This is a genomic window from Paenibacillus monticola, assembly GCF_009664975.1.
GTDB classification, from domain to species: domain Bacteria; phylum Bacillota; class Bacilli; order Paenibacillales; family Paenibacillaceae; genus Paenibacillus_AQ; species Paenibacillus_AQ monticola.
The window spans coordinates 32966-57488 of sequence record NZ_WJXB01000014.1 but is presented as its reverse complement, the minus strand read 5'-3'; the positions used below and the strand labels follow the sequence as shown (position 1 = coordinate 57488).

The window sequence follows — 24523 nt, the reverse complement described above, 5'->3', positions numbered from 1 at the left end:
CAACATTTTATAACGAGGTATCAAGATAACCCCATTCCGGAACCTGTGTGAACACGCGGGTCTTGATGACCAAGAAGAGCAGTCCCGCTCCGAACCATATCCCTCCCACAAGGAACGCTTGATGGCTCAGGTTAGCGAGCAGCCAGGCGTTGCAGAGTATTCCGCAAAGGGGCAGCAGCAGATTCAGCAGCGTGGCCTTCGGTGAACGAAGCTTGTTTTTGAAATAGTAATGAACAATAACGGATAAATTCACAAAAGCAAAGGCCACAAAAGCGCCAAGGTTAACCAGCGAAGCCAGTGTGACTAAATCAAACAGCATCGAAGCAGCAACGGTCAACACGCCGATGAATACAATCCCACCTACAGGGGTCGCATATCGTGGATGCATATAACAGAATAGCTTCTGCGGGAAGACACGATCTCTACCCATCACAAACAATAGACGCGATATTCCGGCTTGCTGCGAGACGATAAGTGTAAAGATAGAAGCTGCAGTAACTACCAGAAACAGGGTCTGAAAGACCGACCCACCCAGAAATCCAACAAGCTCTAGCGCCGCCGTCTCCGAAGTGGTAAAAGCATGGCCTTGGTACGCAAGCCCGCCTAAATAAGCAATCAATATAAACACAATACCGTTCAGCAGCGTCACGATGATCAGCGTTCGAGGGATGGTCTTCTCCGGCTTCACCGATTCTTCAGCAATGGTAGTCACTGCATCAAAGCCGAGAAAGGATTGGCAGACCAAAGCTGTACCGGCAATGACGCTGATTAAAGTGAAATCCGAGTTCCAAAAAGGGGTTGCTGAGATTAACGAACCTGCCGATGAATGATTGACAATCTTATAAATACATACGCCGAAAAATACCAGTATCACGGAAAACTGCAGGCCGACCATAATCTGATTGACTTTGATCGCCATTTGCATGCCTCTGATATTAATAAAGGTGCTAAGTGTAATAAATAGAGCAACCCAGACTACAATGGGTATCGCCGGAATCATCTCATGCAGAGCTAAACCCAGAAACAAAACCGATAACATCGGCACAAAAGCATAATCAAGCAACAGCATCCAGCCCACTAAAAATCCGGCGTAGGGGTGAATCGTCTTTTGAACATAACCATAGGCAGAACCTGAGGTCGGGTATACCTTAACCATTTTGCCGTAGCTGTAAGCCGTAATCAGCATGACTAGAAAAGCTAATAAATAAGCGGTAGGCAACATCCCTTTGGAGATTTCGGTGGCAATGCCATACGTCCCAAAGATGGCGATCGGCGCCATCAAAGAAATACCAAAGATGATTTGTTTGCCTTGCGTCATGACTCTAAGCGGAACCCTCACTTCTTCTGCCTTCTCCAAACGGAATCACTCCTCTTCAGCACGATGGTTTAATGGCATTAATTCTAACATGATTATTATAATACAGAGTAAACCTTACTGGAATCTTACCGATTTAGATCTAAACAGGGGAATATAGATAAATTTCCACATATGCCTTACACAAAAAGGTCTAAATGTCACTAGTTGTGTACATATATATAACATGAAATCAGAAGAAATACTCTTCATCAAAAAAGACCAGTAACCCAGTGAGGAACATCCCCAACAGGTACCAGTCTCTTTTTTCCAAATACACTACTACTTCTTTTTCGATTTGGCTTCTGCTTTCTTGATATTCTCAGCCACTCTAAATTGAACGATCCTGCTAATTAATTCAAAGGGAAGCGGCTGGTCTAAAGGAAACTGCACGGACCCTTTTGCTCCCTTATATACCGATAATTCTTCTTTAAAAGCATCGATTCCTCGAGGAGCCGGATAAAATCCGATGTGTTTCTTAAAGGCTGCAAAATGCACCAAATTTCCATGCATAGCGAAAGTGGGCATTTGATAGCTTATCTTTTCTTCCGCATCTGGGGCCGCTTCTTTTATAACGGTTCTTATCATTTTCAGTTTGTCCTGAACCTCAGGAGAGAATTGTGAAATGTATTCATCGATTGATTCAAAGGTTATTTTGTTGTCTTCCATGAGTCCTCCTTTCGATGTTCTGCATCCTATCATAGTTTATTCGAGCTCCATGATGAAAAATCCTACCTGCTATTTGCCCGATAAATAATCCGCTATTTTCTGGATATCTATAGTAATTTCTGATTGTTTGGCGCCTTGTAAATAACTGAAATACGAAAAGGTTAACAGGTCACCCTTTACTGATAGTAAATGAAGAATTGGTATTCGTATCCAGAATCGCTGCTTGGCAGCTTATTATCTCAGCTCGGTCATCCTACGTTACCTCAACGCTCGCAGAGCGGAACTTCCTCCAGCGCGCGGGACGAGGAATGCACACGGAACGTCTTAAACTCAAATCCGTTCAGGCTGACTTCATGGCGAATGCCGAGCGCCGGGAGGCTGACCATAGTTGTGCCGCCGTTGCCAGTCGGCTCGAACAGGCGCAGGATGTAACCGCCGTCCTCTTCCTCCTTCTTGAAGGCGCTAAGCTGAATACTGTCATCCTCCAGAATTACACATGGGCCAGGCTGCTCGCCTTCCCCTGAGGGGAAGAAGGACAAGGCATAAGGCCGCTCATTATGAATAAGCGCTTCGCGGTCCACCCGCGTTCTTCGCTCTGCCAGCCTGCCCGCGTTCAGCCAGAAGGTATAGCTTCGCTCTCCTTGGTCCATGCGTGGCAGGAAGCGGTCCTGGGCCATAATCGGACGATCGCTAATCGGATGCGCGCAATATCCGGCGCTCCGCAAAAGTGATAAGCGCACCTCACCAGCGTGGAAATCCCCACCGTAGATCCCGTTATTGATGCAAGTGATCGCGAGATGCTGTGCAGCATCCTCCACCGAAATCCATTTCTGCGCCACCGTCTCCTGGCCTTCCCGGTTCAGCGGGTTCACGCCGAAGGCGGTTTGGCCCATGTAATCACCCTGCTCCAGAACAGTAGGGATGGACAACTTGAGCAGCTTATCCTTCTCATTCCAGTACACACGCAGTTCTATCTCAATCTCCGTCCCCTGCTTGGGCAGCTTATAGACCTGGCATATACTGGAGCTGCCATACTTCAGGACCGCTTCGATCACAGTGCGGACCTCGCCGTCCTCGATCACCCGCACAGCCGCAAGCGGATGCTTAACGCCGGAGAACACAGCGCTTTCTTCAGCATTCATCAGTGTGAACCTGCCTTCGACTTCATCGAAAGCCGTAACGTCCATTCGCCATGGATCTTCGTTATCCTTCAGCACAAGCGGTGCAAAGGCATTCGGACGCAGGCAACTAGTCCCGCCCACAGTGTACTCGTCCATAAGTCCGGTCTGAGCGTTAATGACCACCAACAGCTCTGCGGTCTCAAACCGGAAGCAGCCGTTCTGCTCCGTAAGCAGAGGCAGCGGTTTAGCGGGCAGCATTTCAATCCGGCAATCGAAGCGGTTCATGGAGGAGGGGGCCAGCTCAGCTGTAAAGGCCACTCTTTTTCTCCAATCCAGCGGGATATTGCTGCGCTCCTTCTCTGACTGGCAGGCGAGGCGTTCTTCACCTTGATAGACCACAGGCATAGAGAACCCTTCATTCCAGTTCTGATCCTCCAGCATGAATTCGCATTCAAAAATACCCTGCACCGCAAATGGATGCGGATTATAGATCAGGACCGGGTATTCTTTCAGCGCGGCCTTTGCTTGCCCTGTGGACAGAGCAAAGAAGGCTCTGGCCTTCAGCCGTGCGAGGATTTCAAGCCCATGGTCGATCTGGCGAAGCGAAGCTTCTTCGGCATTTTGCACCGAGGACCCCGGCAGGATATCGTGAAATTGGGCGGTCAGCAGATCACGCAGAGCTTCATGCAGATCACGGGCAGGATATACCAGAAGACCGTGAAGGGCAGCGGTGGAGAGCATTTTTTCCGTCAAAAATAATTCATTCTCCAGCTGGCGGTGCTTCTGTTTGATGCGGATCATGGAAGTATAGCAGCCGACAAACCGGGGGTTCAAGTCTCCCGCATAGGAGGGTAATTCCTTTGTCCGTATCTCTGCAAAATAAGCTTCCACTGTGGAATGCACGATCTCCATATCCTGCCGCTCCTGCATCAGCTCCTTGATCTGCGTAAGATCGATCCGCGAAGGGCCTCCGCCGTGATTGCCCACGCCCCACAGCAGTAGACCCGTTTCTTCATCCGGATGATCTGTCAGCCACTGCTCGATCTTCCCACGGGTTTTGCCCATGAGCGTGTTATATCCGCCCTCAATTTTGTGCGCCATCACTTTGCTACCATTGTAGCCTTCCCACTGGAACACCCCCGCAGGCAAGCCCTCCATCTCGTCAGGACGCATAAAAATATAGGAATCATACCCCGCCTGTTGGAGAATCTGCACTAGCCCTCGGGTATGGCCGAAGGAATCGAAATTGATCGCCGTCGTTGGTTCCACCCCGAACTTCTCGCGGAAATAGGCCTTGCCCAACAGAATCTGGCGGACAAAAGACTCGCCGGATATCATATTGCAATCGGGCTGTAAATACCAGCCGCCCATGATCCTCCATTTACCTTCCTGAACGAGCCGCTGGATGCGCTTAAACAACGCAGGCTCATATTCTTCGATCCACTGATAGAGAATAACCTCATTATGATTAAAAATGTAACCCTCATACTCCTCGCAAAATTCTGCCGCCGCGCGGAAGGTCGATACCGCTGCCGCCGCCCCTTCCTCCCATTCCCACTGCCATACCGGGTCCAGATGGGCGTTGCTGAGCAAATGCAGTTTTTTCATGTATTGTGGCCTCCTCTTACCTATAGGAATCGTGACTCTTCTTCCTATATTGTGAGGCAGGACATCAGCGGAGTACATTTCTAATTCACGCGTTTATTTGTCCGATTATGATATAATGAGCAGAATCAAACGAAAAGACGCGCGGAAGGGAAGAGCCACGAGAAGATGGAAATCAATGAATGGAAAACCATTCTGCCTCCCGTATTCAATACATTATGCCATGAAGTCCGTATTCAGGATGCTGTCATTGAATGGGTCGATATCATTTTTGAACAAATCGGCACGGCTAGCAAATGCCCGCCCCATGCCCATACCTGGTTTGAGTTCAACTATGTGCTGGCCGGACAGATGGAGACGCGGTTTAGCGGGGATTCCATCACAGTGCAGGAGGGGGAATTCTTTCTCATTCCTCCGGGTATGGTGCATTCCCATGTCTATACCCGCGGCAATCCGCATGAGGGCATGTGCTTCCGCTGGCGGCTAGCCTGCGCGGAACTGGAGGATGAGAAGGCGGAAGATTCATTGTATGCCCGGCTGCACCGGCTGCATAACTGGCGGCCCGGATCGTACCGGGATGAAGATGGCTTCGGAAGATTGCTGATACAGTTCCTGGAAGAGGCAACCGTGAGCCGCTCGGAGCTGGGACTGCAGCTTCTGCTCGTCCGGTTGCTGGACCAACTGAGTCTCCTACAGCAAGACATGGAGGGAGATGCTAAATCCACCCGAATCACACAAGATCCAATCGTCCGCAAAGTAGAAATCTACCTGGAGGACTTTCAGGGCAGCCACTTGAATGTAACCGAGCTGGCGGCTTCGCTGCATATGAGCTACGGGCATTTGTCCCGCCAGTACAAGAAGCTCAGCGACAACACCATCGTCGAACGGATGAACCAGATCCGCCTGGAAAAAGCCCGGGATCTCCTCCTCCTCCCCGGCTCTCTCATCTCCGAGGTGGCAGAGCAGGCCGGATTTGCGGATTTAAGCTATTTCAGCAGGGCCTTCAAGAAACATTATGGACAAGGGCCGCAGAGTTACCGGCGGGAGTATGACGGAAAAGAATAATGAAATAATACAGCAAAGAAAAAAGGCGCTATTCCTAAGTCATTTTACTTCGACTTAAGATAGCGCCTTTTTACTGAATATGCGTGATATTATATTACCTACGAACAAGCGAACGGTACATGAGAAACAGGAAATACGGAGCGCCGATCAGCATAATAATTAGACCTGACGGAATTTCTGTCGGTGCCATGATGGTTCTTCCGATCGTATCGGCAATGACGAGCATCAATCCGCCAAGCAATCCTGACAAAATAATGGAGCGTCTCGTATGATGTCCAATCATCATCCGCACCGCATGTGGCGCCATGAGTCCGAGAAAACCAATCGTCCCTACGCTCGCAACAGCTCCTGCGGCCAGCAAAACGCCGAGAATCATAGCCCAGAGCCGCGTCCCCCGAACCGGTAAGCCAAAACCTGTGGAACTCTCGTCGCCAAAGGCCAACAAATCAAATTTCCGCCCCAAATAATAAGCTAACGGCACCAGTACAAGCAGAAAGATAAATAGGCTATAAAATTGATCCCAGCCCCGTCCATAGGTCGAACCTGTTAACCAAATAAAGGAACTACTGCTCCATAGACTAGCCTTGACGATCATGACCTGTATGCCCGCAGAGAAGATTGCCGATATTGCGATTCCGAGCAGGATAAGCACAGACGGATTTAAAGATTTGCGCCACGCTAGAAAAAATACAAAAGCCGCTGCAACAACCCCACCCGCAATCGCGGCAAACGGAAGTGCAAATATCGTTAACCCTGGCCATGCGACAAGCACGATCATCGCCCCAAACCCGGCTCCCGAGGTCACGCCGATAATGGAGGCGTCTGCCAGCGGATTTCGGACAGCACTTTGAATTAAGACACCGCTGATCGCAAGCGCAATACCGCCTTCAGCCGCAACGAGTGTACGCGGAAGCCGTAAATTCAGCAGAACCGAATACGATTGATCTCCTCCGTGGACAAGGCTGCCCAGCAAGTCAGCAATCGGTATTCTCGTCCCCCCAAGCGACAGGCTCACAAGGATAATAACGATAAGCAGTATGGTCATGAATATCGCAGTTGGAGCAAAACGCATTCTCAGCGCTGCTCCCCCAATACTCATGGAGGACTGCCCAGAGCCTGAACCGGATATATTTTTCATCTTGGTGAGCACCAGCCAAATGAGCCAAGGCGCTCCAATAATCGCCATGACCGCACCAACCGGCATCTCCCCCACATTGCTCCGCACCATACGCGCAAGCGTATCCGCAGCCGTAATGAGCAGGGCTCCCCACAACGCGCTCGCGGGAATGAGCAGACGGTGCTTGCGGATACCGCTAAGCCGGACAAGATGGGGGGCGACCAGACCCACAAAGCCGATCGGTCCAACTACGCTGACCACGACCGCAGCCATTAACACCGATATGCCAAGGCCCACCGCCCGAGTTAAGCCTACACGCTGTCCGAGTGAGCGGGAGGTTGACTCATCAAGCTCAAGCGCATCGAATTGCCGTCCTGCGAACACCGCTACCCCAAGGAGTGCAACGACGAAAGGCCAAGCATACTTAACACCATCCCAGTCAAGCTGAATCAGGGAACCCGCGCCCCATAGGAATAAATTTTGCGTTTCTGTTTTATAGAAAATATGAAGGGCCGATGTAAATGCTCCAAGCACCATAGACACGATCATACCTGATAAAGCCAGTCGCACGGGCGTAGCGGTCTTGCCTCCGCTCAGGAAATAAGCAGCTAGTGCGGCCAGCAAACCTCCTGCTGCGGACAGCAACAATGGGTACTGATGCTGCATAGCCGGGAAAGCAACCATACCAAGGACAACCATAAAGTAAGCCCCGGCATTGATCCCCAGTGTATCTGAGGAAGCTAGCGGGTTCTTCGTTATCGTTTGCAGCAAGGCGCCAGCCGCAGCAAGAGCAGCCCCGGCCAGAATGCCAATAACCGTACGTGGCATCCGGATATCCCACAACAGATTATGCTCCATCACATCTTGGCGGCGGTGAAGTAACCCCTCCAATACGGTAGTTGCCGGGATCTTGGCTTCTCCGAAGCAGAGGCTAAGAATGAATAGAACAAAGAGGACGGCTATGCCGCCCCCAAATATTCCAATTATCCGCCAGGTCATTCCGATTGAGGCTTCTTTGTTGCTCTTGATGTTCATCGAAGTACTCATTTCGTTAATGTTTTTACAACTTCATCAACGATAACTTTGGAGGAGACCGGACCGCCGAACACCCAAGTTGCACTGTCCAATCCGAAGGTACGTTTCTCCTTAACGAAGGTAAGACCATTCCAAACAGAGTTATCCTTTAGCTCTTTCGTGAAAATATTATCATCCTTTTGGACGATATAGAGCAGATTAGTATCTTGAACCGCAGGCAAGGATTCAACTGTCGATGTACTAAATCCGTAAATCTCGAATTTTTCAGGGTTCCAGTCATTCTTCAGGCCAATCCGATCCAACGTTTGTACGGCCAGTGAATTGTTAGTAAAAAGACGCATCGTCGCAGCATTCTGATAACTGTATGCTTGCGTCAGTACATAATTCAAGCCTTCCTTGCCTGCTGCGGCCAGCTTCACTTTCGCATCCGCATAATGCGTATCCAAATCAGCGAGGACCTTGTCGCCTTCTGCTGTTTTGCCAACAGCAGCTGCAATTGTTTTGAACATTTCTTCCATCTGCGTGTATTGATCCCCTTGCCCTTCAAGCGGATACAGACTAAAAATCAGCGTTGGCGCAATACCCTTCAATTGTTCATAAATCGCTTCGTGGCTATCGGTATTAGCAATAATCAGATCTGGCTTTAAAGCAGCAATCGTCTCCAGATTCGGTTCGTCGCGAGCACCGACATCAGTCACGCCTGCATCGAGTGGTGCTTCAGAAGTCACATACAGCTTATAGTTTTCGTTATCGGCATTGCCCACCGGCTGTACACCGAGTGCAATAACATCTTCCGTAAAGGTCCACTCCAGTACCACAACCTTTAGCGCTGGCTTATCTAACTTCAACTCGCCTTTAGCATCCTTTAGTATAATAGGACCGCTTGCAGCTTCAGTGCCTGCATTTGTAGCCGTTGCATTTGCAGCAGCAGTTGCGTTGCTAGTTGCTTCTCCGTTAGCGGCCGAATTATTCGTGTTGTTAGATCCACAGCCTGCTGCAATCAGCATGACGACGATAACCATAATTAAACCCATTAACCTTTTGTTCATTTTGTATATCCCCCTATTATGTATAAACTAATATTAATTATGTGATAATCATTATCGTTCAATTGATAATGATTATCATTTTTAACTCTATTAGCTATAATATAATCGATTTCCTTAAAAGTCAAAGTTAAAATTTAATATTTCATTTACTAGACCCAGATAATTGAATAATAAGGGGGCAGCTAGCCTTGGAACTCTCACGCCACTGTATGTGCCGTTCATCCTAACTTTCAGGAGAACTGCATACGATCTGATTACATCCTGGCTTGCTAGATTACTACGATTAGAAATGAAAAACAACTTATAAAGCACCCTATTTGAGGGAGATTTATAAGTTGTTTAATTAGCATGAATTCCTTGATCATCAGGACTGATTATCGTCTAGCAATACCAGCTTATCCGGCCTGTAATATTGAATGTAATATCAGACAGAGTTCTACGCTTCTTCGAATATACTAATATATTCTTTGTATTTTTTTAAATCCTCTATGGCCTTATCTTTTAAAGTATCCAGATCGCCATATATACCTTCAGTAGCCAAATAATAACCGTCATCCAATCGATCTATTGCGTGATGTAATTCTTCGTTAATTGTAAATACACTTCCCTCTGACAGTATTCTATTAAGGTATGTAAAAAAATCATCATTAGTGATTTGATCATCTTCTAGATTCTGTACTAAAAGCCCTAATAGTTTATATAAGGGTTCATTCAAGACATCTTTTGCGTAAATTGATTTTAGAATAGATGCTATATAATTAAGGGATCTCCCTTTGGATAGAGATAATTCAATGAGCTCATATGGGAATTGAAACTCAGCTATACACCTATCAGCCCATTCAATAATATCTTGTTTTGAGTAATATCCAGTAATCAAACAAAGATAGTAAAACGCAGATATTTCTTTAATGTTTTTCATGTCTTCTCCTAATCTTAGAATATCGTCTAACGCTCTTAGGTAGCCTGCATAGTTCTTATAATTAAACATAAATAAACCCGATGTATCAAAGATTCCAGACACATCGGGTTTGGCTCTATTGTGACAAATATACGATTCTGAGATAAAAATTCGCGTCTCAATAATACTGAGAAAAAGCCCTGAAAACTTGAAAGAAACTGGTTCAATTGTGAACGAAAACGACTAATAATTCGTGTCCCTGAAAGGATAGAGAAGTGCCTGAGAAAAGCAAGGATCGGCATTTAAAACTCCTGAATAAGTGCCTGGGAAATGCCTGAGTAAAACCGTCTCTGCTTACCCCGAAATCCTTGATTTGCCTGGGTTTCTGCTTGAGTAGTAATTCGGTATTTGGATGAGGAATCCCTGCTGTAGTGCTTTAAGAGGAGAGAAAAAGACTGTAGAAATGGTTGGGTCAATCGTCAACCAGGCTCCAGTCTTTGGTGGTTTGGGGACAGTTAATTTTAGTTAGGGACAGTTATTTTGAAATTGGACAGGAATTTTTTATTTGTTAAACCCCCGCTGCCGCATCCCCTCAAACAATAAAATCGTCGCCGCCATCGCCGCGTTCAGTGACTCAGCGCGGCCGGCCATCGGGATGATGATGCTCTTGTCGACGAGTCGGGCCGTTTCTGGCGAGATTCCCTTACCTTCGCTGCCGATGAGCAGCCACTGACTGCCATGGAAATCATGGCTGTAGCACGTTTCTTCTCCCTGCAGCGAGGTGCTGACCAGCAGCGCACCACGTTCTCGCGCCTGCGGCAGGATTTCACTTAAATCCCCCTCCACTACGGGGAGGTGGAACATCGAGCCCATCGTGGAGCGGATGGTCTTCGGATTATAGAGGTCGGCGCAGCCAAGGCCGAGGATCACTCCGTCCGCACCCGCGGCATCTGCACTGCGGATGATGGTACCAACATTACCGGGGTCCTGGACTCCGTCCAGAACAACGACAAGGGAATCTTTTTTCGACAGGATAGCCTCCGCTCCCTGCTGCTCTTTACGCACAATAGCAAAGACCGGCTGCGGCGTATTAGTGCTGCTGCACTTGGAAATTACCGCCGCCGAGACCCCGATAACCTCCATACCCTGAACCGACTGCAGCAGTTTTTTCAGTTCACTGGGCATTCCTCTTTCCAGGTCATAAGCCAGACATTCTACCTCAGCCTCGGCAAGTAATGCTTCCTGTACCAGATGAACTCCTTCGAGTATATATTTTTGGGCTTTGTCGCGATGCTTCTTCTCCTGCAGCCCAGCCCATTCTTTAACCCGTGTATTTTGCGGAGATATAATTTCCATAAGGTATCCTCTCGTCATATCTTGTCTATTTATTAAGGCTCAGAACCAAAATCAGCGGTTGACCGTTTGTGAATCAAGCTGCTACGGGTTCGGAGGGTTCTTACGATCGCTGTTAAAGCCCGATTTTTTGATTAAAGATATTTATTGGTTGAAATCGGGCTTTAAAGGCGAACACTTCCGTTTCTCCAGAATCCCCCCCGACCCTTCGCTTACGTTAGCACGTAAAGCCAACCTCTGATTTTGCGAAGGAGCCTTTATTGATAAGCCCTTTCGAGCTTGGTTAGATTGTCCTTATGGCCAACGATAACGAGAATATCCCCATCGACCAGACGATCCTCGGCCCGGGGAGAGATGTTCATCTCTGCATCCTTCCGAATTGCCATTACGTTGCAACCATACTTCGCCCGGATATCGAGCTCCTGCAGATTCTTGCCCAGCATTGAACCCGACACCTTCATATCCAGAATGCTGTAATCCGGTGACAGCTCAATATAATCAAGAATATTAGGTGAGGCCAGATGATGGGCAACCCGCAGTCCCATATCCCGTTCAGGGTAAATCACTTTATCTGCGCCAATCTTGCTTAGTACTTTACCATGCAGCTCACTTTTGGCCTTGACTATAATAGAGGGCACCCCAAGATCCTTCAATATAAGGGTTGTCAAGATACTCGCTTGAATATCCTCACCGATGGCTACCACCACTACGTCAAAATTACGGACACCCAGTGCGCGCAGCGCCTCTTCATCCGTAGAATCTGCGGATACGGCGTGGGTTACAATGTTCGATATTTCCTGTGTCCGTTGCTCATCCGTATCAATTGCCAAGACATCAAACCCCATGCCGCTGAGCGCTTTAGCTACACTGGACCCGAAACGCCCCATTCCAATGACGGCATATTGTTTTTTAGCCATGTCTATGTACCTCCCAAAAGCATTTCTATAACTCCAACAAGTATATCATAAGGTCTGAAAAACTTGAATTTTCCGATCTTCTCCAGGGCATCTTATAACGAAGTGTTTCAAGAAGAAACGGCTTCGCCGTCCTTTTATGGACGGTACCCGCTTCTTCGAGAAATATAAGGATAATTTATCGTGTGAAAATTCTTATATTTCACCAAAATATCAAGGAGGTGTGTAATGCCAGTTACAATTGATTTACGCCAGGCGATCATTCATAAAGTGCATGGTCAGTCTGAGGCCGATCTACGGCATATGATTGAGGGCTCCGTGGATGGGCCAGAAGCAGCGCTTCCAGGGCTTGGGGCTGTATTTGAAATCATGTGGAAGAACCTCGACACGGCCAAGCAGGATAAACTTGTTACTTTGCTGCATGAGCATCTGAAGACGATCACTTTAGGCTCCATAACATCCTAGGAAGCCATAACTAGCACAAAACCTCCGTAACTCAAGGTGCAGCTGCACACATGAGGCGGAGGTTTTTGGTAGTGAGCTATCGTTTCAAAGTCTTGAGTGTAGTCTATATTGCAGCTAACCTAGCGATCCCTGCTCAAGGAGCTGTTTCCAGGAACTTAGCCGTCGGGTTCTTCTCCATCGCGGTGCGCATGGCATATTCGTTCTCAAACAGCACAACGTAGTTGCCCTTCTTATCCGTCACCAGCGTTGAGTTAATGCGGAATTTACCTGGATCAGGCTTATTCACATCATCTACAATCCAGCGTGCGAACTGGTAGGTCATCCGTTGCAGCTGGACATCCACGCCATATTCACCCTTCATGCGGTATTCGAACACCTCGAATTGCAGCTGTCCAACTACACCCAGAATCGTATCATCAAAGCTGGTCGTGCGGAACACCTGAATCGTGCCTTCTTCGGTCAGTTGGTCAATGCCCTTCTGATACTGCTTCTGCTTCAGGGCATTCTTGACGGTTACCTTGGCAAAAATCTCCGGTGAGAAGGTTGGCAGCTCATCGAACTGAATATCTCCGGCTTGACTCAGTGAATCTCCAATACGGAAAATCCCTGGATCAAACAAACCAATAATGTCGCCTGGATAGGCTTCTTCAACGATGTCGCGGTCTTGAGCCAGAAATTGCTGGGGTTGGGACAGCTTGATGTCCTTGCCGATACGGACATGCTTAACGCTCATCCCGCGCTCGAACTTACCCGATACAATACGCAGGAACGCAATCCGGTCACGGTGAGCGGGGTTCATGTTGGCTTGAATTTTGAACACATAACCGGTGAATTTCTCATTCGTCGGCTCGATCGTACCCGCTGAGCTGCGACGTGGTTCCGGCTTCGGAGCAAGTTCCAGGAAATTGTCCAAGAATGTCTGTACGCCAAAATTATTGATCGCACTGCCGAAGAACACTGGTGTGATCTCTCCCCGCAGCACTTTCTCATAGTCAAAAGGATCGCCAGCTACGTCAAGCAGCTCTAAATCCTGGCATAGCTGGTCATGCAGATAATCTCCGGCCATTTCGCGAATAATCGGATCGCGGTAGCCCTCAACCTTCTGGACTTTGATCACCGAGTGATCATCTCCCTGGAACAGTTCTACCTGACTCTTCATCCGATCATATACGCCGCATAACTCACGGCCTCCACCTATCGGCCAGTTCATCGGCACCGCACGAATACCCAGCACCTGTTCCAGCTCTTCCATCAGATCAAACGGGCTGCGACCTTCGCGGTCCAGCTTGTTAATGAAAGTGAAGATCGGAATGCCCCGCTTGGCGCAGACCTGAAACAGCTTGATCGTCTGTGTTTCCACACCCTTAGCCACGTCAATCAGCATGACGGCGCTATCCGCAGCAGTCAACGTACGGTAGGTGTCCTCACTGAAATCCTGGTGACCTGGTGTATCCAAAATATTAACTCTGTGGTCCAGGTAGTCGAACTGCATCACTGAGGAAGTAACGGAGATCCCACGCTGTTTCTCAATCTCCATCCAGTCACTGGTCGCATGCTTGCTTGCCTTGCGGGCTTTAACCGAACCCGCGAGCCGGATGGCTCCGCCGAACAGCAGCAGCTTTTCCGTCAAAGTTGTTTTACCCGCATCCGGGTGGGAAATGATCGCAAAGGTTCTGCGTCGATCCACTTCCATCTGCAGTTTCTGATCCGGTGCTTTGTTCATTACACATATCCCTTCATCTATAAATTCCTGCTTCTGCTTCAATTAGACTACAGTTCTCATCAAATCGGCGCTTTGCTCATTGTACATATCCCTTCATTTCTGAATTAATATCTATTTTAAATTTCGCTACAGGCCGCTTCAAGTGCATCCTTTAAAGTATACCAAAATCCGGCAAGCATTATCTACAAAAAAGGCCGTAGCGTAAAAATTTAATGTCAGCAATAGGTCATTTGGCCTTTTGGCTCCCTTATTCCTCAAAAAAAACTCCCTGCAGCCTCTGCAGGGAGTTGGTAATTTACGTGTGCTGGTTAGTATTAGCTATTAACCTGCCATACTACATTATCTTCTTCCTGGCCGTTTACTGGCCACCAATGGAATCCATCCTCAGCGAGCATTTGATCCGCTTCAACTGGACCCCATGAACCTGCCGGATAAGAAGCCAAATCACTGGATTCTTCCTTCCACGCCTTAGCAATACGATCCACGAATGACCAAGCTGAGGATACCTCATCCCAGCGGGTGAAATAAGTGGAATCGCCACGCGCTGCATCATGCAGCAAGCGTTCATAGGCTTCCGGCGAGTTAATGCCGACCATACAGCTCTGGCAGAAATCCATCGCTAGCGGCTGAATTTCCGATTCTGAACCTGGCTTCTTGGCATTAATCTTAACGTAGATGCCTTCCATCGGATTGACGCGAATAACGAGCAGGTTCGGTTCCAGTTTATGCTTTTGACCCAAATAGACATTGGTTGGCATACCCTTAAACTCCACTACCACTTCCGTCGTCTTCACAGGAAGACGCTTGCCGGTACGAATGTAGAAAGGAATCCCCGCCCAGCGGAAATTGTCCACAAACACACGTGCAGCAAAATATGTCTCTGTATTGGATTCCGGATCTACTTTTTCCTCCTGGCGGTACGCCGGAAGGGTCTTGCCTTTGTGAAGTCCCTGAGTATATTGTCCACGCACTACATGGCTACGAACTTCATCTGGTGAAGCGTATGGACGCAACGAACGTAATACCTTCACCTTCTCATCACGAATATCTTCAGCCAACAGACGGCTAGGCGGCTCCATAGCAATCATCGTCAGCAGTTGCAAAATATGGTTCTGTCCCATATCCCGCAGAGCTCCGGCATGATCGTAGTAGCCCCCGCGCTCTTCTACACCTACAGTTTCACCAAGTGTAATCTGAATATTGGCAATATGCTTATTGTTCCATAGCGGTTCAAAGAAAGCATTCGCAAAACGGATAACTTCAATGTTCTGCACCATTTCCTTACCCAGATAATGGTCGATCCGGTAGACTTCCTCTTCCTTGAACACCTCACGAATTTGTCCGTTCAGCGTCTCCGCCGACTCCAGATTGTATCCGAAGGGTTTCTCAATAACAAGGCGTTTCCAACCTTTACTATCCAGCATGCCACCAGCCTTAAGGTTGAACGATACACTCCCGAACAATTCAGGAGCAAGTGCAAGGTAGAACATACGGTTGCCCGGAATATGAAATTTCTCTTCAAGTGCCTCCGTTTGAGCTCTCAGCTCACGGAAACCATCAATATTGTTGATGTCCAGCGATTTATATTCAAAATGCTGCACGAATTCGTTCCATTCACTCTCGTCCCCTGCCTGATAACGACAGAACTCAAGGATAGATTCCTTCACATCAATTCTGAACTCTTCCTGAGTACGCGGGCGTCGCGCCACGCCAATTACCGCAAAATCATGTGTCAGCTTACCTTCACGGTACAAGCTGTAAATCGCCGGGAAAAGCTTACGCCGGGCTAAATCTCCGGTTGCCCCAAAGATAAAAAATACAGCACCGGGTGTATGCAGTGTATCAAGGGTTTGATTTTCAGCCATGGCTCCTCATCTTTCTCTATGTAATATAGTTGTCATTTATTCTCAACGTCGACTACATCATAAAATTTTACGACGACGTTATGTCATTTTATCATATTCATAAAAAGGATGCTATCACATTCCTGACAAATACCCTCGGGATTTCGTAAAGTTTGATTACTCTTTCTTATTAGAAACCATATCTAAGCTTATATTAAGCACTATGTGCTAATATTCGATGGTTATTAAAGGAAAACCAAGCGTGATCCGATTACGTTCGTCATTGCCATTCTTATGAACGGCTACCTGTAAGGCGATGGAATGATCACCGCTGCTAACGTAGCGTTCAAGGCCAGGTACAGTATAAGATCTGCTAGACGTAGTCTCATCTTCATAGCTTTCTACTGCCATGATCCCAGACATCAGACCGACCATGGACTCCTCTGAATGATTCAAAGCTGTTTGGGGAGTTCCTTGCGCTTTGGCTATACCTTGCAGGGAAACATTCCACTCAGCTGCAATTCCATCTTTGTGCATAGTTACTCCGGCTTCTTCTGCCGCAGTCTGAAGCCCGGTTGCCTGGAGCAAATCTGCAGTCTCCAAAGTCACGATAATATAACTGCTGCCATTCCCAAGCTCACTCCAGAACATCGAAGTCTGGTAGGATGAAATCGGAGCAGCGACAGCGCGGTAGGTCATATGGCCATCCTCTTCGGCATGGCTGACTTCCCCGAGTCCTAGCTCCGCAGATAGCTTTCGTGCAGCTTCTGCAGTATCCGGGGTATCCTGACTGTATTCTCCTTGCCATTTCATGACCAGCCGGAGTGGGGTTCCGGACACTGTAACATCCTGGCCCAGAGAGCTTAGTAACGGAAGCGATTCCTTAAGTCCGGCATCAGCAGCTAGAGAAGCATTCGCCGCAGCCACTGTGGTCGATATACCGGCAGCGTAGCGGAATCCAACCAACATAGCTATTGTAATGAACATACACAGGAGCAGTTTACCTTTAGCACCTTTTCTAGTTCCATTTCTCTCTCTCACTATTAATCTCCCTCTCTAATCCGGTCTAGTAATCTACTAAACAGGATGTCCTAAGAGAGAGATTTTAAACCTTACATTTACGGATTATTCCGCCAGTCCATTTTTATATGCATAAATTGCCGCTTGGGTCCGGTCATCCACACCCAGCTTGGCGAGAATATTCGTCACATGGAATTTCACTGTTTTGATACCAATAATTAATTGATCGGCGATATCCTGATTCGATTTGCCCTTTGCGAGCAATTTTAGCACTTCCATCTCACGCTCTGTAAGCTCTTTATATGCCGGTGTCTCGCCATTAGCATTCGTACGGAAGCGATTCATCATTTTGGAAGCTACCTGGGATTCGAGTACTGATTGTCCTCTCGCCGCAGCACGGATCGCATCCGCCACTTCAATTGCGCGTGAGGTCTTCAGCAGATAGCTAAAAGCGCCGGCTTCAATGACCGGATACATCTTTTCATCATCCAAATAACTGGTCAGCACAATCACTCGACATTCCGGGTACAGCTTCATCAGCTGTCTCGTTGTTTCAATACCATCCATCCCGTCCATCACGAGATCCATCAGCACAACATCAGGATTATATTCCTTAGCCAGACGTATGCCTTCTTCTCCGCTTCCCGCCTCGCCCACCACTTCAATTCCGTCCTCGGTACCGAGGACTGCAGCCAGTCCGATCCGCACCATTTCATGATCATCTACCAGCAGCACTTTAATCGGTCCTTCCATCCCCATGGTTGCCCTTTCCTCCTATTCATTGATTAATTCATTCACTAACGGAACCGTAATCTCAATCCGCATACCTTTACCTGGAGCGGTGATAAACTGAATTGAACCTCCGGTTTCAGTAATACGCTCCTTCATGTTCGATAAGCCATAGGATGTCTGCTTGCTGTCATCCATTTCAAAGCCGATCCCATCATCACGCAGCGTTAACCGAACGGTATCCCCTCTACGATGCAAGCGGATCTCCATCTTCTCTGCCTTGGCATGCCGGAGCGTGTTGGAAATAGCCTCCTGCACTATGCGAAACAAATGGTTCTCGATACCTTTTAACATCTGCACGTCAGGGTCCATCTCAAACACAATTTCAATCGGAACCTTAACCTTCAGCTCCCTAATCAATTCTTGCAGACCTTGTGCCAGCCCTTTACCTTCCAGATATACCGGTCTTAAATGTAGCAGTAGCGCTCTCATCTCTGATTGAGCTACGGCGGACATTTCCTCAATAAGCGCTATCTGCCGCTGGGCTTTATCGAAATCTTTATCGAGCGTCCGTCCTACCGCTGTTGCGGTCATGGAGATGGCGAACAGCTGCTGGGAGACAGCATCATGCAACTCGCGGGCCAGCCGCTGCCGTTCCTCAATGATGGCTGTGACACGCGCCTGCTCAGCGAGCTTCGCGTTATTCGTGGACAGCCGCTGCAGCGTAGACACCTGATTCTCCCATTTCTCGCTGATTCGTCCCAACTGCTCTCCGAGCCGACCCAGCTCATCGTTGCCAAGCTCCGGCATGGATAACGTCAGATTGCCCTTTTCCCACAGCACCAGCGTTTCTCGCAGCCGCTCCAGCTTTAGCTTTACACGGAAGCTCTGATGGAATCCAAAACCGATCCCAAAAGCCATAGGCAGCAGAATTAACGTAACTGCCGTCCGAACGCCTATCTTCCAGTCCTCAAAGGGCTGCAAATAACCATATGTATACATGATGTACAATATTACGAGCAGCATGACTAAAGAGAAAAGAGCCCCCTCACCCATGCTGCGCGCTACCATATTTGTATGTTTTTTTTCCACCTGGGGGGCCCCCCTTCATATATTAAGCAGTTTAGGACAACCTTACATCCAAATCTCCCATCAGGTAAGAGATGCTTATTTTCAATTTCTGTTCGCAGCTTTCGTAATTGGCTGATTTCCAATTCAATCGGTTCAGCATGCCTGTATCGCGCTGATTGCCGAATTCAATCGAACCAAATAGGACAAATGCCTCAATCTCCACAGCATACTCGTCAGATAAGTGGATATCCATATCACCAAATATCCCCTGAAACAGCATCACTGTCTCCTTATCCTCCGCCATAGCGAGTGAAAGATCAAGATTAGCCTCACCAAGCACATGCCATGCGCTGAGACTGTGCATTACCCAAGGTGCACGATCCCAGTCAAATCTGGACGAGAAGTTTTGCTTCTGCATAAACCCTTCTCTGCGCTGCACTCTTTTGGATTTGGTAAAAAACATTCCCAATGAGATTAAACAAATTCCGAGCACGAGCAGCAAATGATCCAGCAGGAGCAGCACTGCACCAATACCAAGCAGCTTATACCCTTGCTTCACTTTGCCTGACGTCGTACGGTAAATCCCCAGCAGCAGGAATAGAAGCGCGATAATGGAGAAAGAACCGATCCATCTACCAAAAATCATCACGCAGCCAATCCCAATTAGTCCGATGGCAATCAAACGGTTTCGTTTATCCATTTCGCACCTCCTAAAAGTTTTGCGTAGCAAAACTGACTTCGTAAGCATTAACTTTAAGTTTTGCGGAGCAAAACTACTTCGTAAGCATTAGATATCCGGTGCAATAGCCGTTACTGCGAGGAATGTTTGGACTTCCGGTCGCTGTTGTCCCCAGATTTTGTGATTTAGACCGCTTATAGCGGATAAAATCCAGGGACAAAGGCGAACGCTAACGCTCCTACAGTTCCAAAATTCCTCTCCGTGACTTTTTCACCGATTATAGCATTGAAAATCCTAACTTCCGTACACTTCAACGAGAAGTGATGTATAAAATACAATATTTCTAGTTCTGTCCACTCTGCAACGACTAAATGATGTAGTAAATACAACATCCGCACGTTTAAAAGTCCTTATCTTAATGCAATGTTGTATTTAATACATTACTTTCGCTTTAACGGACTATTAGGGGATGGAATGTTGGGAAAAATACAGGATTTAACCGATTCTGTTGTAATAATAGCTCCGCGGCACCCATCATCCTATACCGCTGGAAAAGCCATACCGGTATGGGAATCCCCTACCGTATGGCTTTACCTTGTTCAGCATATCATATTCACTTAAGTTTTAGAAACAAGCAATTACTTTTCTTCTTTATTTAAAGAAGGTGCTGCGGCACTATCATTCAGCTTGCTTTTGAGAGCAGCGAGTTGTTCTTCCACTTTCAGCTGTTTCTCGGCATCAATCGGTTTGCTGTAGGCAGCAGCCGAAGGGCTGTAAGGGGCACGCATAACATCGGCTTCTGCTTCAAGCTGCATGATCTTTTCTTCCATCCGATGGAAGCCAAGCGATGCACTACCGCTCTCAATAGCATGCACACTGCTGATCTGTGACATTTGCTTCTTGGCTTTAGCCATTTGGGCACGGGACACTAGCTCATTACGCTTGTTGCGCAGCTTGTAGAACTCATCTTTCATTTCATGCAACTGAGCTACCAATTCCTTAGCTTGCGCTTCGGCTTGGCCGTGCAGCTCGCTGTATTCGGCATGCTTTTGGTCGAAATAGATTTTTTCCTCCAACAGCTTGCGTGTAACTTCCTCTTGACCATTCTTCAATGCCAGTTCAGCTTGTGCCGCACGTTGTCCGGATACTTTGGCAGCCTCATCTACACGCTGCTTCATCCGGCGTTCGTTCGCCATTTGCTTCGCTACAGTGACTTCAGCTTCGTGAATTTCGGCCTCCATATCGCGCAGATATTGGTTCAGCATTACGATTGGGTCCTCTACTTTATCCAACAAGTCATTTACCGACGCTTTAGTCATATCCTTAATTCTCTGAAATACTCCCATGATTACATTTCTCCCTTCTCGTATTTAGACAGTTTTTGTTTGAGTTGTTCTACTTCTTTTTGCAGTGCTTTTTTCTCAATATCCTTCATCATGGCATCCAGACCGGAATCTGGAGCTGAATATGCGTTGTTCGGGTCAAAACCGGGATTCTGGTTAGGCTGACGTCCATAAGGGCCGTATCCTCCATGTCCCTGCGGTCCGCGTCCATGCTCAGGTCTGCCGGAGAAATGACCGCCATAAGGGCCGCCCGGCGCACCGGGACCAGGACCGAAGGGATTATACTGAGTAGGCTCTTTGGGAATAATAAGCGCGGCGATAAGGTACACGAAGATCGTGGTACCGCCTGTAAAAGGGATGCTGACCAACAACAGAATCCGGAACAGCGTAGAATCAATCCCTAATGTTTCTGATAATCCTCCAGCCAGCCCTGTCATTACCCGGTTACGGGTAGAACGATACAATCGGGTCATTGTGCTACTCCTTTCCGCCATTGTTCAATTTCTCCTTTAGGCGAGCCATTTCTCTTTCGAGTATAGTTGCTACTGTCTCTCCAGCCTGCACTACATATTCCTGCCCCATCCGGCGCAGGTCGCTCAGACTCTTCGCTTCAAGCTCCCAGTCAGTCAACCGGTCTTCCAGCCGTCCGAACATTTTGGGAACGTCACCGCTGTTGCCGTATGCTGTAGCTCTTTGATTCATGCGCTGCTGCAATCGCAGCGACTCCATTCGTGCTGCATAATACTGACGTTTGCTGTACACCGTCTGATACTCTAGTTTCAGCTCATTCAGCTGACCTTCAAGATCAAAAAGTGATTGTTGACTCTGCTCCAAAAGCCCGCTGTACTGCTCCAGCTTTTCCTCGTGAATGATCTTTTCCTGCAAAGCCAGCTTCGCCAGATTATCCTCACCGGCCTTCAATGCCAGCAGTGCCTGCTCTTCACGTTTGTTTCTCATGGCTGTCGCCTGATTCACCTGCTGCTGCAATTGCTTCGTATGGGAAGCGTATTGCTGATACAATCTCTCAGCCTCACCAATTTCCTCACGGGTTGAATGGAGAAACTGATCAATCAGCTTTACGGGGTCTTGGCTTTGTTCCAGACGTTCATTTAGATTAGCTACGGTAATATCCCTCATGCGGCGAAAAACACTCATGATTTCCTGCTCCCTCCCTGCTTCTAAGTTAAGTAAACTTCTACATTATTGATCTTCTTAATAAGTACCGCGTCTCTTGCCCTTCAATACTGAGATCCCCCAAACCACCAGCGCTATACCGAGCAGTGGTCCGATGATCCAGGAAAGCTTCGAGATCAGAGTCATGATACCAATGAACAGCACCACCCAGCCGATAATTTTGTGTCCGCTCTTAATTCCGTAATATCCGAGAGCCACCATCAATACCGGGAACAGGATTCCGAAGATTCCGTGAATTAGATGAGGTAATACTCCCATCAGCATAATTGCTCCGATTGCAATCAGCACAATCGCCAATCCGTTTCCATTTCTTCTTTGCATTTTTCTCACCGCCTTTCGTTGTCCTCAACCTTATAACCTTATTCTAGAGCAATCCATTGATTTTCAAAACAGACCACAGACGGTTTTTAGTACTGGACCTTAGTCGGGGAGGCTATGAGACTGCAGACCACATGGGAGCATTAAATAGCATTTCCGAAGAAATATTTGGAAGTGTATACTTACTTTAGATATCTGATGCAATAGGATTTACGTATTACGAAGGAGAGCCGCCTATGAAGACAATACTGATTGTTGAAGACGACCGAAGTTTGAATAAGGGAATCGCCTTAACGCTTTCTCAGAATGATCTAGTTATAGAACAAGCCTATTCTTTAGCTATGACGGAGCAATTCCTCTCATCCATTAAGATTGATTTGATCATTCTGGATATCAACCTTCCTGACGGTAGTGGTCTGGATTACTGCGAGACTATCCGCAAAACATCAAAGGTACCGATTATTTTTCTGACCGCTAATGATATGGAGTCGGATATTGTCATGGGATTTGAACTGGGGGGTGATGATTATATCACTAAACCGTTCAGCCTGATGATCCTGCGCGCCAGAGTATTGGCTGTTCTCAGAAGAACAGATCTGCACAGTGAGAATAAAGCTGCGATAGGTCCTCTAACCTTTGACTTCGCAAAGATGGAATATTACAAGCACAACCGCCAGTTGGTACTGAGCAAAACCGAGCAGAAGCTGCTAAAGATTCTGGTGGTTAACTCCGGAAACATTCTAACTAGAGAACAACTGATCGACAAGATCTGGAGCCAAGAAGCGGAATTTGTGGATGAGAATGCCCTGACGGTAGCCATTAAACGGCTGCGGGCCAAAATTGAAGACGAACCCTCTACTCCAAAATATATAAAAACCATCTATGGCTTGGGTTATATGTGGGCAGAGGGGCAAAATTAATGAACAAAGATGGGCAAGTACGTCACTCCAAACAGGTCAACTTTATATTTTCGCTGCTTTTAATGTTGCTTGTCTTCATTTACACAGGCACTATCATTATTCTTATTGGATTCAATCTCAGAATTTTATGGATATCCTCCCTGTTTATAGCTTGCATCATAGCAGCCGGAGCCACATGGGTCTGGTCACTCAGACGACAGATTAACGCCTTCACGGAGAGTATGGATGATTTGGTTGATAGTGCTATCAATGGCCGGAAAATAAGTAACCATTATGAAGAGACAAACCTGTCCTTAATGGAACATAAACTAATGCGGTACATAGACATTTCAAGATCCAATGAACAGAACATAATCATAGAAAAGAACAAAATCAAAGGACTTATCTCCGATATCTCTCATCAGACCAAAACACCTCTGTCCAACATTATGGTATACAGCCAGCTCTTAGCGGAGAAACCTGGACTAGATGAGGAAAATAGGCACTTCATAAACAGTATTCAAGCTCAATCCCAAAAGCTGGATTGGCTGATTGCGTCCTTGATTAAGCTCTCCCGTCTGGAGACGGGGATGATTTCGTTTGAAATTGCTTTACATCCCATAAATCAGATGATTACCAAGAGCGTAGCCCAAGTCTTTAGCCAAGCGGAAAGTAAATGTATCAACATTAGCATAACCTGTGACGCTCTAATCTCAGCCTGTTATGATCTCAAATGGACAAGTGAAGCGTTATTCAATGTACTGGAGAATGCGGTGAAGTACACACCGCAAGGCGGCAAAATCCATCTCTCAGCTGAGAGCAATGAAATGTTCACACGCATTGATATCTCGGATACGGGCATAGGAATCGAGCCTGAGGAGCTCAAACATATATTCAAGCGGTTTTACAGAGGAAATAATGTGTGTGAAATCGACGGTGTAGGTATTGGTTTATTTCTAGCTCGGGAGATTATCACCGCACAAGGTGGCCACATTAAAGTTGACTCTGTCCTTGGCAGGGGCACGGTATTCTCTATTTTCTTGTCTAACCTCTGAATG

Annotated in this window: 22 protein-coding genes; 4 read left to right on the top strand and 18 right to left on the bottom strand. The window is 47.4% G+C overall.

Features of this window, described 5'->3' with window-relative positions:
- Positions 1-7 precede the first annotated feature (7 nt).
- The 3 genes from GJB61_RS26050 to GJB61_RS26040 all read right to left on the bottom strand — a co-directional run bounded on the left by GJB61_RS26050 (position 8) and on the right by GJB61_RS26040 (position 4752).
- Positions 8-1357, bottom strand: coding sequence for an APC family permease (locus tag GJB61_RS26050; protein ID WP_154121962.1), 1350 nt, complete (start codon positions 1355-1357; stop codon positions 8-10).
- 279 nt (positions 1358-1636) lie between these two features.
- Complete coding sequence (locus GJB61_RS26045) at positions 1637-2023, bottom strand: iron chaperone (RefSeq protein WP_154121961.1); 387 nt, start codon at positions 2021-2023, stop codon at positions 1637-1639.
- Positions 2024-2286: 263 nt separating this feature from the next.
- A complete protein-coding gene (locus GJB61_RS26040) occupies positions 2287-4752 on the bottom strand; it encodes a glycoside hydrolase family 38 N-terminal domain-containing protein (protein ID WP_195724482.1) in 2466 nt (821 codons plus the stop codon).
- A gap of 165 nt (positions 4753-4917) precedes the next feature.
- Between GJB61_RS26040 and GJB61_RS26035 the strand changes: the two genes are divergently transcribed.
- Entirely contained in the window at positions 4918-5814 is an 897-nt protein-coding gene (locus GJB61_RS26035; RefSeq protein ID WP_154121959.1) for an AraC family transcriptional regulator, read from the top strand.
- Positions 5815-5908: 94 nt separating this feature from the next.
- Here GJB61_RS26035 and GJB61_RS26030 read toward each other — a convergent pair whose 3' ends face one another.
- The 5 genes from GJB61_RS26030 to GJB61_RS26010 all read right to left on the bottom strand — a co-directional run bounded on the left by GJB61_RS26030 (position 5909) and on the right by GJB61_RS26010 (position 12183).
- A complete protein-coding gene (locus GJB61_RS26030) occupies positions 5909-7978 on the bottom strand; it encodes an iron ABC transporter permease (RefSeq protein WP_229522454.1) in 2070 nt (689 codons plus the stop codon).
- Entirely contained in the window at positions 7975-9015 is a 1041-nt protein-coding gene (locus GJB61_RS26025) for an ABC transporter substrate-binding protein (RefSeq protein ID WP_154121957.1), read from the bottom strand. The genes GJB61_RS26030 and GJB61_RS26025 overlap by 4 nt, the downstream gene beginning before the upstream one ends.
- Before the next feature lie 436 nt (positions 9016-9451).
- Positions 9452-9934 (bottom strand): hypothetical protein, encoded by a 483-nt coding sequence (locus GJB61_RS26020; protein ID WP_154121956.1) that lies wholly within the window; start codon positions 9932-9934, stop codon positions 9452-9454.
- Between the two features lie 540 nt (positions 9935-10474).
- Entirely contained in the window at positions 10475-11269 is a 795-nt protein-coding gene (locus tag GJB61_RS26015) for a TrmH family RNA methyltransferase (protein ID WP_154121955.1), read from the bottom strand.
- A 254-nt stretch (positions 11270-11523) separates the two neighbouring features.
- The gene (locus GJB61_RS26010) at positions 11524-12183 is read right to left on the bottom strand and encodes a potassium channel family protein (RefSeq protein WP_154121954.1); all 660 of its coding nucleotides are present in this window, start codon (positions 12181-12183) and stop codon (positions 11524-11526) included.
- A 225-nt stretch (positions 12184-12408) separates the two neighbouring features.
- Between GJB61_RS26010 and GJB61_RS26005 the strand changes: the two genes are divergently transcribed.
- Positions 12409-12645 (top strand): small acid-soluble spore protein SspI, encoded by a 237-nt coding sequence (locus GJB61_RS26005; RefSeq protein WP_154121953.1) that lies wholly within the window; start codon positions 12409-12411, stop codon positions 12643-12645.
- A gap of 133 nt (positions 12646-12778) precedes the next feature.
- Here the strand turns inward: GJB61_RS26005 and GJB61_RS26000 are convergent, their stop codons facing one another.
- From GJB61_RS26000 to GJB61_RS25955, 10 genes are all read right to left on the bottom strand, one after another.
- Entirely contained in the window at positions 12779-14368 is a 1590-nt protein-coding gene (locus GJB61_RS26000; RefSeq protein ID WP_154121952.1) for a peptide chain release factor 3, read from the bottom strand.
- Positions 14369-14682: 314 nt separating this feature from the next.
- Positions 14683-16233 (bottom strand): glucose-6-phosphate dehydrogenase, encoded by a 1551-nt coding sequence (gene zwf / locus GJB61_RS25995; RefSeq protein ID WP_154121951.1) that lies wholly within the window; start codon positions 16231-16233, stop codon positions 14683-14685.
- A 207-nt stretch (positions 16234-16440) separates the two neighbouring features.
- Positions 16441-17253 (bottom strand): YwmB family TATA-box binding protein, encoded by an 813-nt coding sequence (locus GJB61_RS25990; protein ID WP_154121950.1) that lies wholly within the window; start codon positions 17251-17253, stop codon positions 16441-16443.
- Positions 17254-17337: 84 nt separating this feature from the next.
- Positions 17338-17991 carry a response regulator gene (locus GJB61_RS25985; protein WP_195724480.1) on the bottom strand — a complete coding sequence of 218 codons (654 nt, stop codon included), beginning with the start codon at positions 17989-17991 and terminating at the stop codon, positions 17338-17340.
- A gap of 15 nt (positions 17992-18006) precedes the next feature.
- Complete coding sequence (locus GJB61_RS25980) at positions 18007-19032, bottom strand: sensor histidine kinase (protein WP_154122069.1); 1026 nt, start codon at positions 19030-19032, stop codon at positions 18007-18009.
- A gap of 52 nt (positions 19033-19084) precedes the next feature.
- Positions 19085-19732 (bottom strand): cell wall-active antibiotics response protein LiaF, encoded by a 648-nt coding sequence (gene liaF / locus GJB61_RS25975; protein ID WP_154121949.1) that lies wholly within the window; start codon positions 19730-19732, stop codon positions 19085-19087.
- A gap of 617 nt (positions 19733-20349) precedes the next feature.
- Positions 20350-21057: a PspA/IM30 family protein gene (locus GJB61_RS25970; protein WP_154121948.1), complete on the bottom strand. Its 708-nt coding sequence runs from the start codon at positions 21055-21057 to the stop codon at positions 20350-20352.
- A gap of 2 nt (positions 21058-21059) precedes the next feature.
- Entirely contained in the window at positions 21060-21527 is a 468-nt protein-coding gene (locus GJB61_RS25965; RefSeq protein WP_154122068.1) for a PspC domain-containing protein, read from the bottom strand.
- A 4-nt stretch (positions 21528-21531) separates the two neighbouring features.
- Positions 21532-22209, bottom strand: a complete 678-nt coding sequence (locus GJB61_RS25960) for a PspA/IM30 family protein (protein ID WP_154121947.1) — start codon at positions 22207-22209, stop codon at positions 21532-21534.
- A 57-nt stretch (positions 22210-22266) separates the two neighbouring features.
- Positions 22267-22569 (bottom strand): LiaF transmembrane domain-containing protein, encoded by a 303-nt coding sequence (locus GJB61_RS25955; protein ID WP_154121946.1) that lies wholly within the window; start codon positions 22567-22569, stop codon positions 22267-22269.
- A 233-nt stretch (positions 22570-22802) separates the two neighbouring features.
- On the opposite strand from GJB61_RS25955, the gene GJB61_RS25950 reads away from it, so the two are divergent.
- Complete coding sequence (locus GJB61_RS25950; RefSeq protein WP_154121945.1) at positions 22803-23486, top strand: response regulator transcription factor; 684 nt, start codon at positions 22803-22805, stop codon at positions 23484-23486.
- The gene (locus tag GJB61_RS25945; protein ID WP_154121944.1) at positions 23486-24520 is read left to right on the top strand and encodes a sensor histidine kinase; all 1035 of its coding nucleotides are present in this window, start codon (positions 23486-23488) and stop codon (positions 24518-24520) included. Before GJB61_RS25950 ends, GJB61_RS25945 begins: the two co-directional genes overlap by 1 nt.
- The last annotated feature ends 3 nt before the right edge of the window (positions 24521-24523 follow it).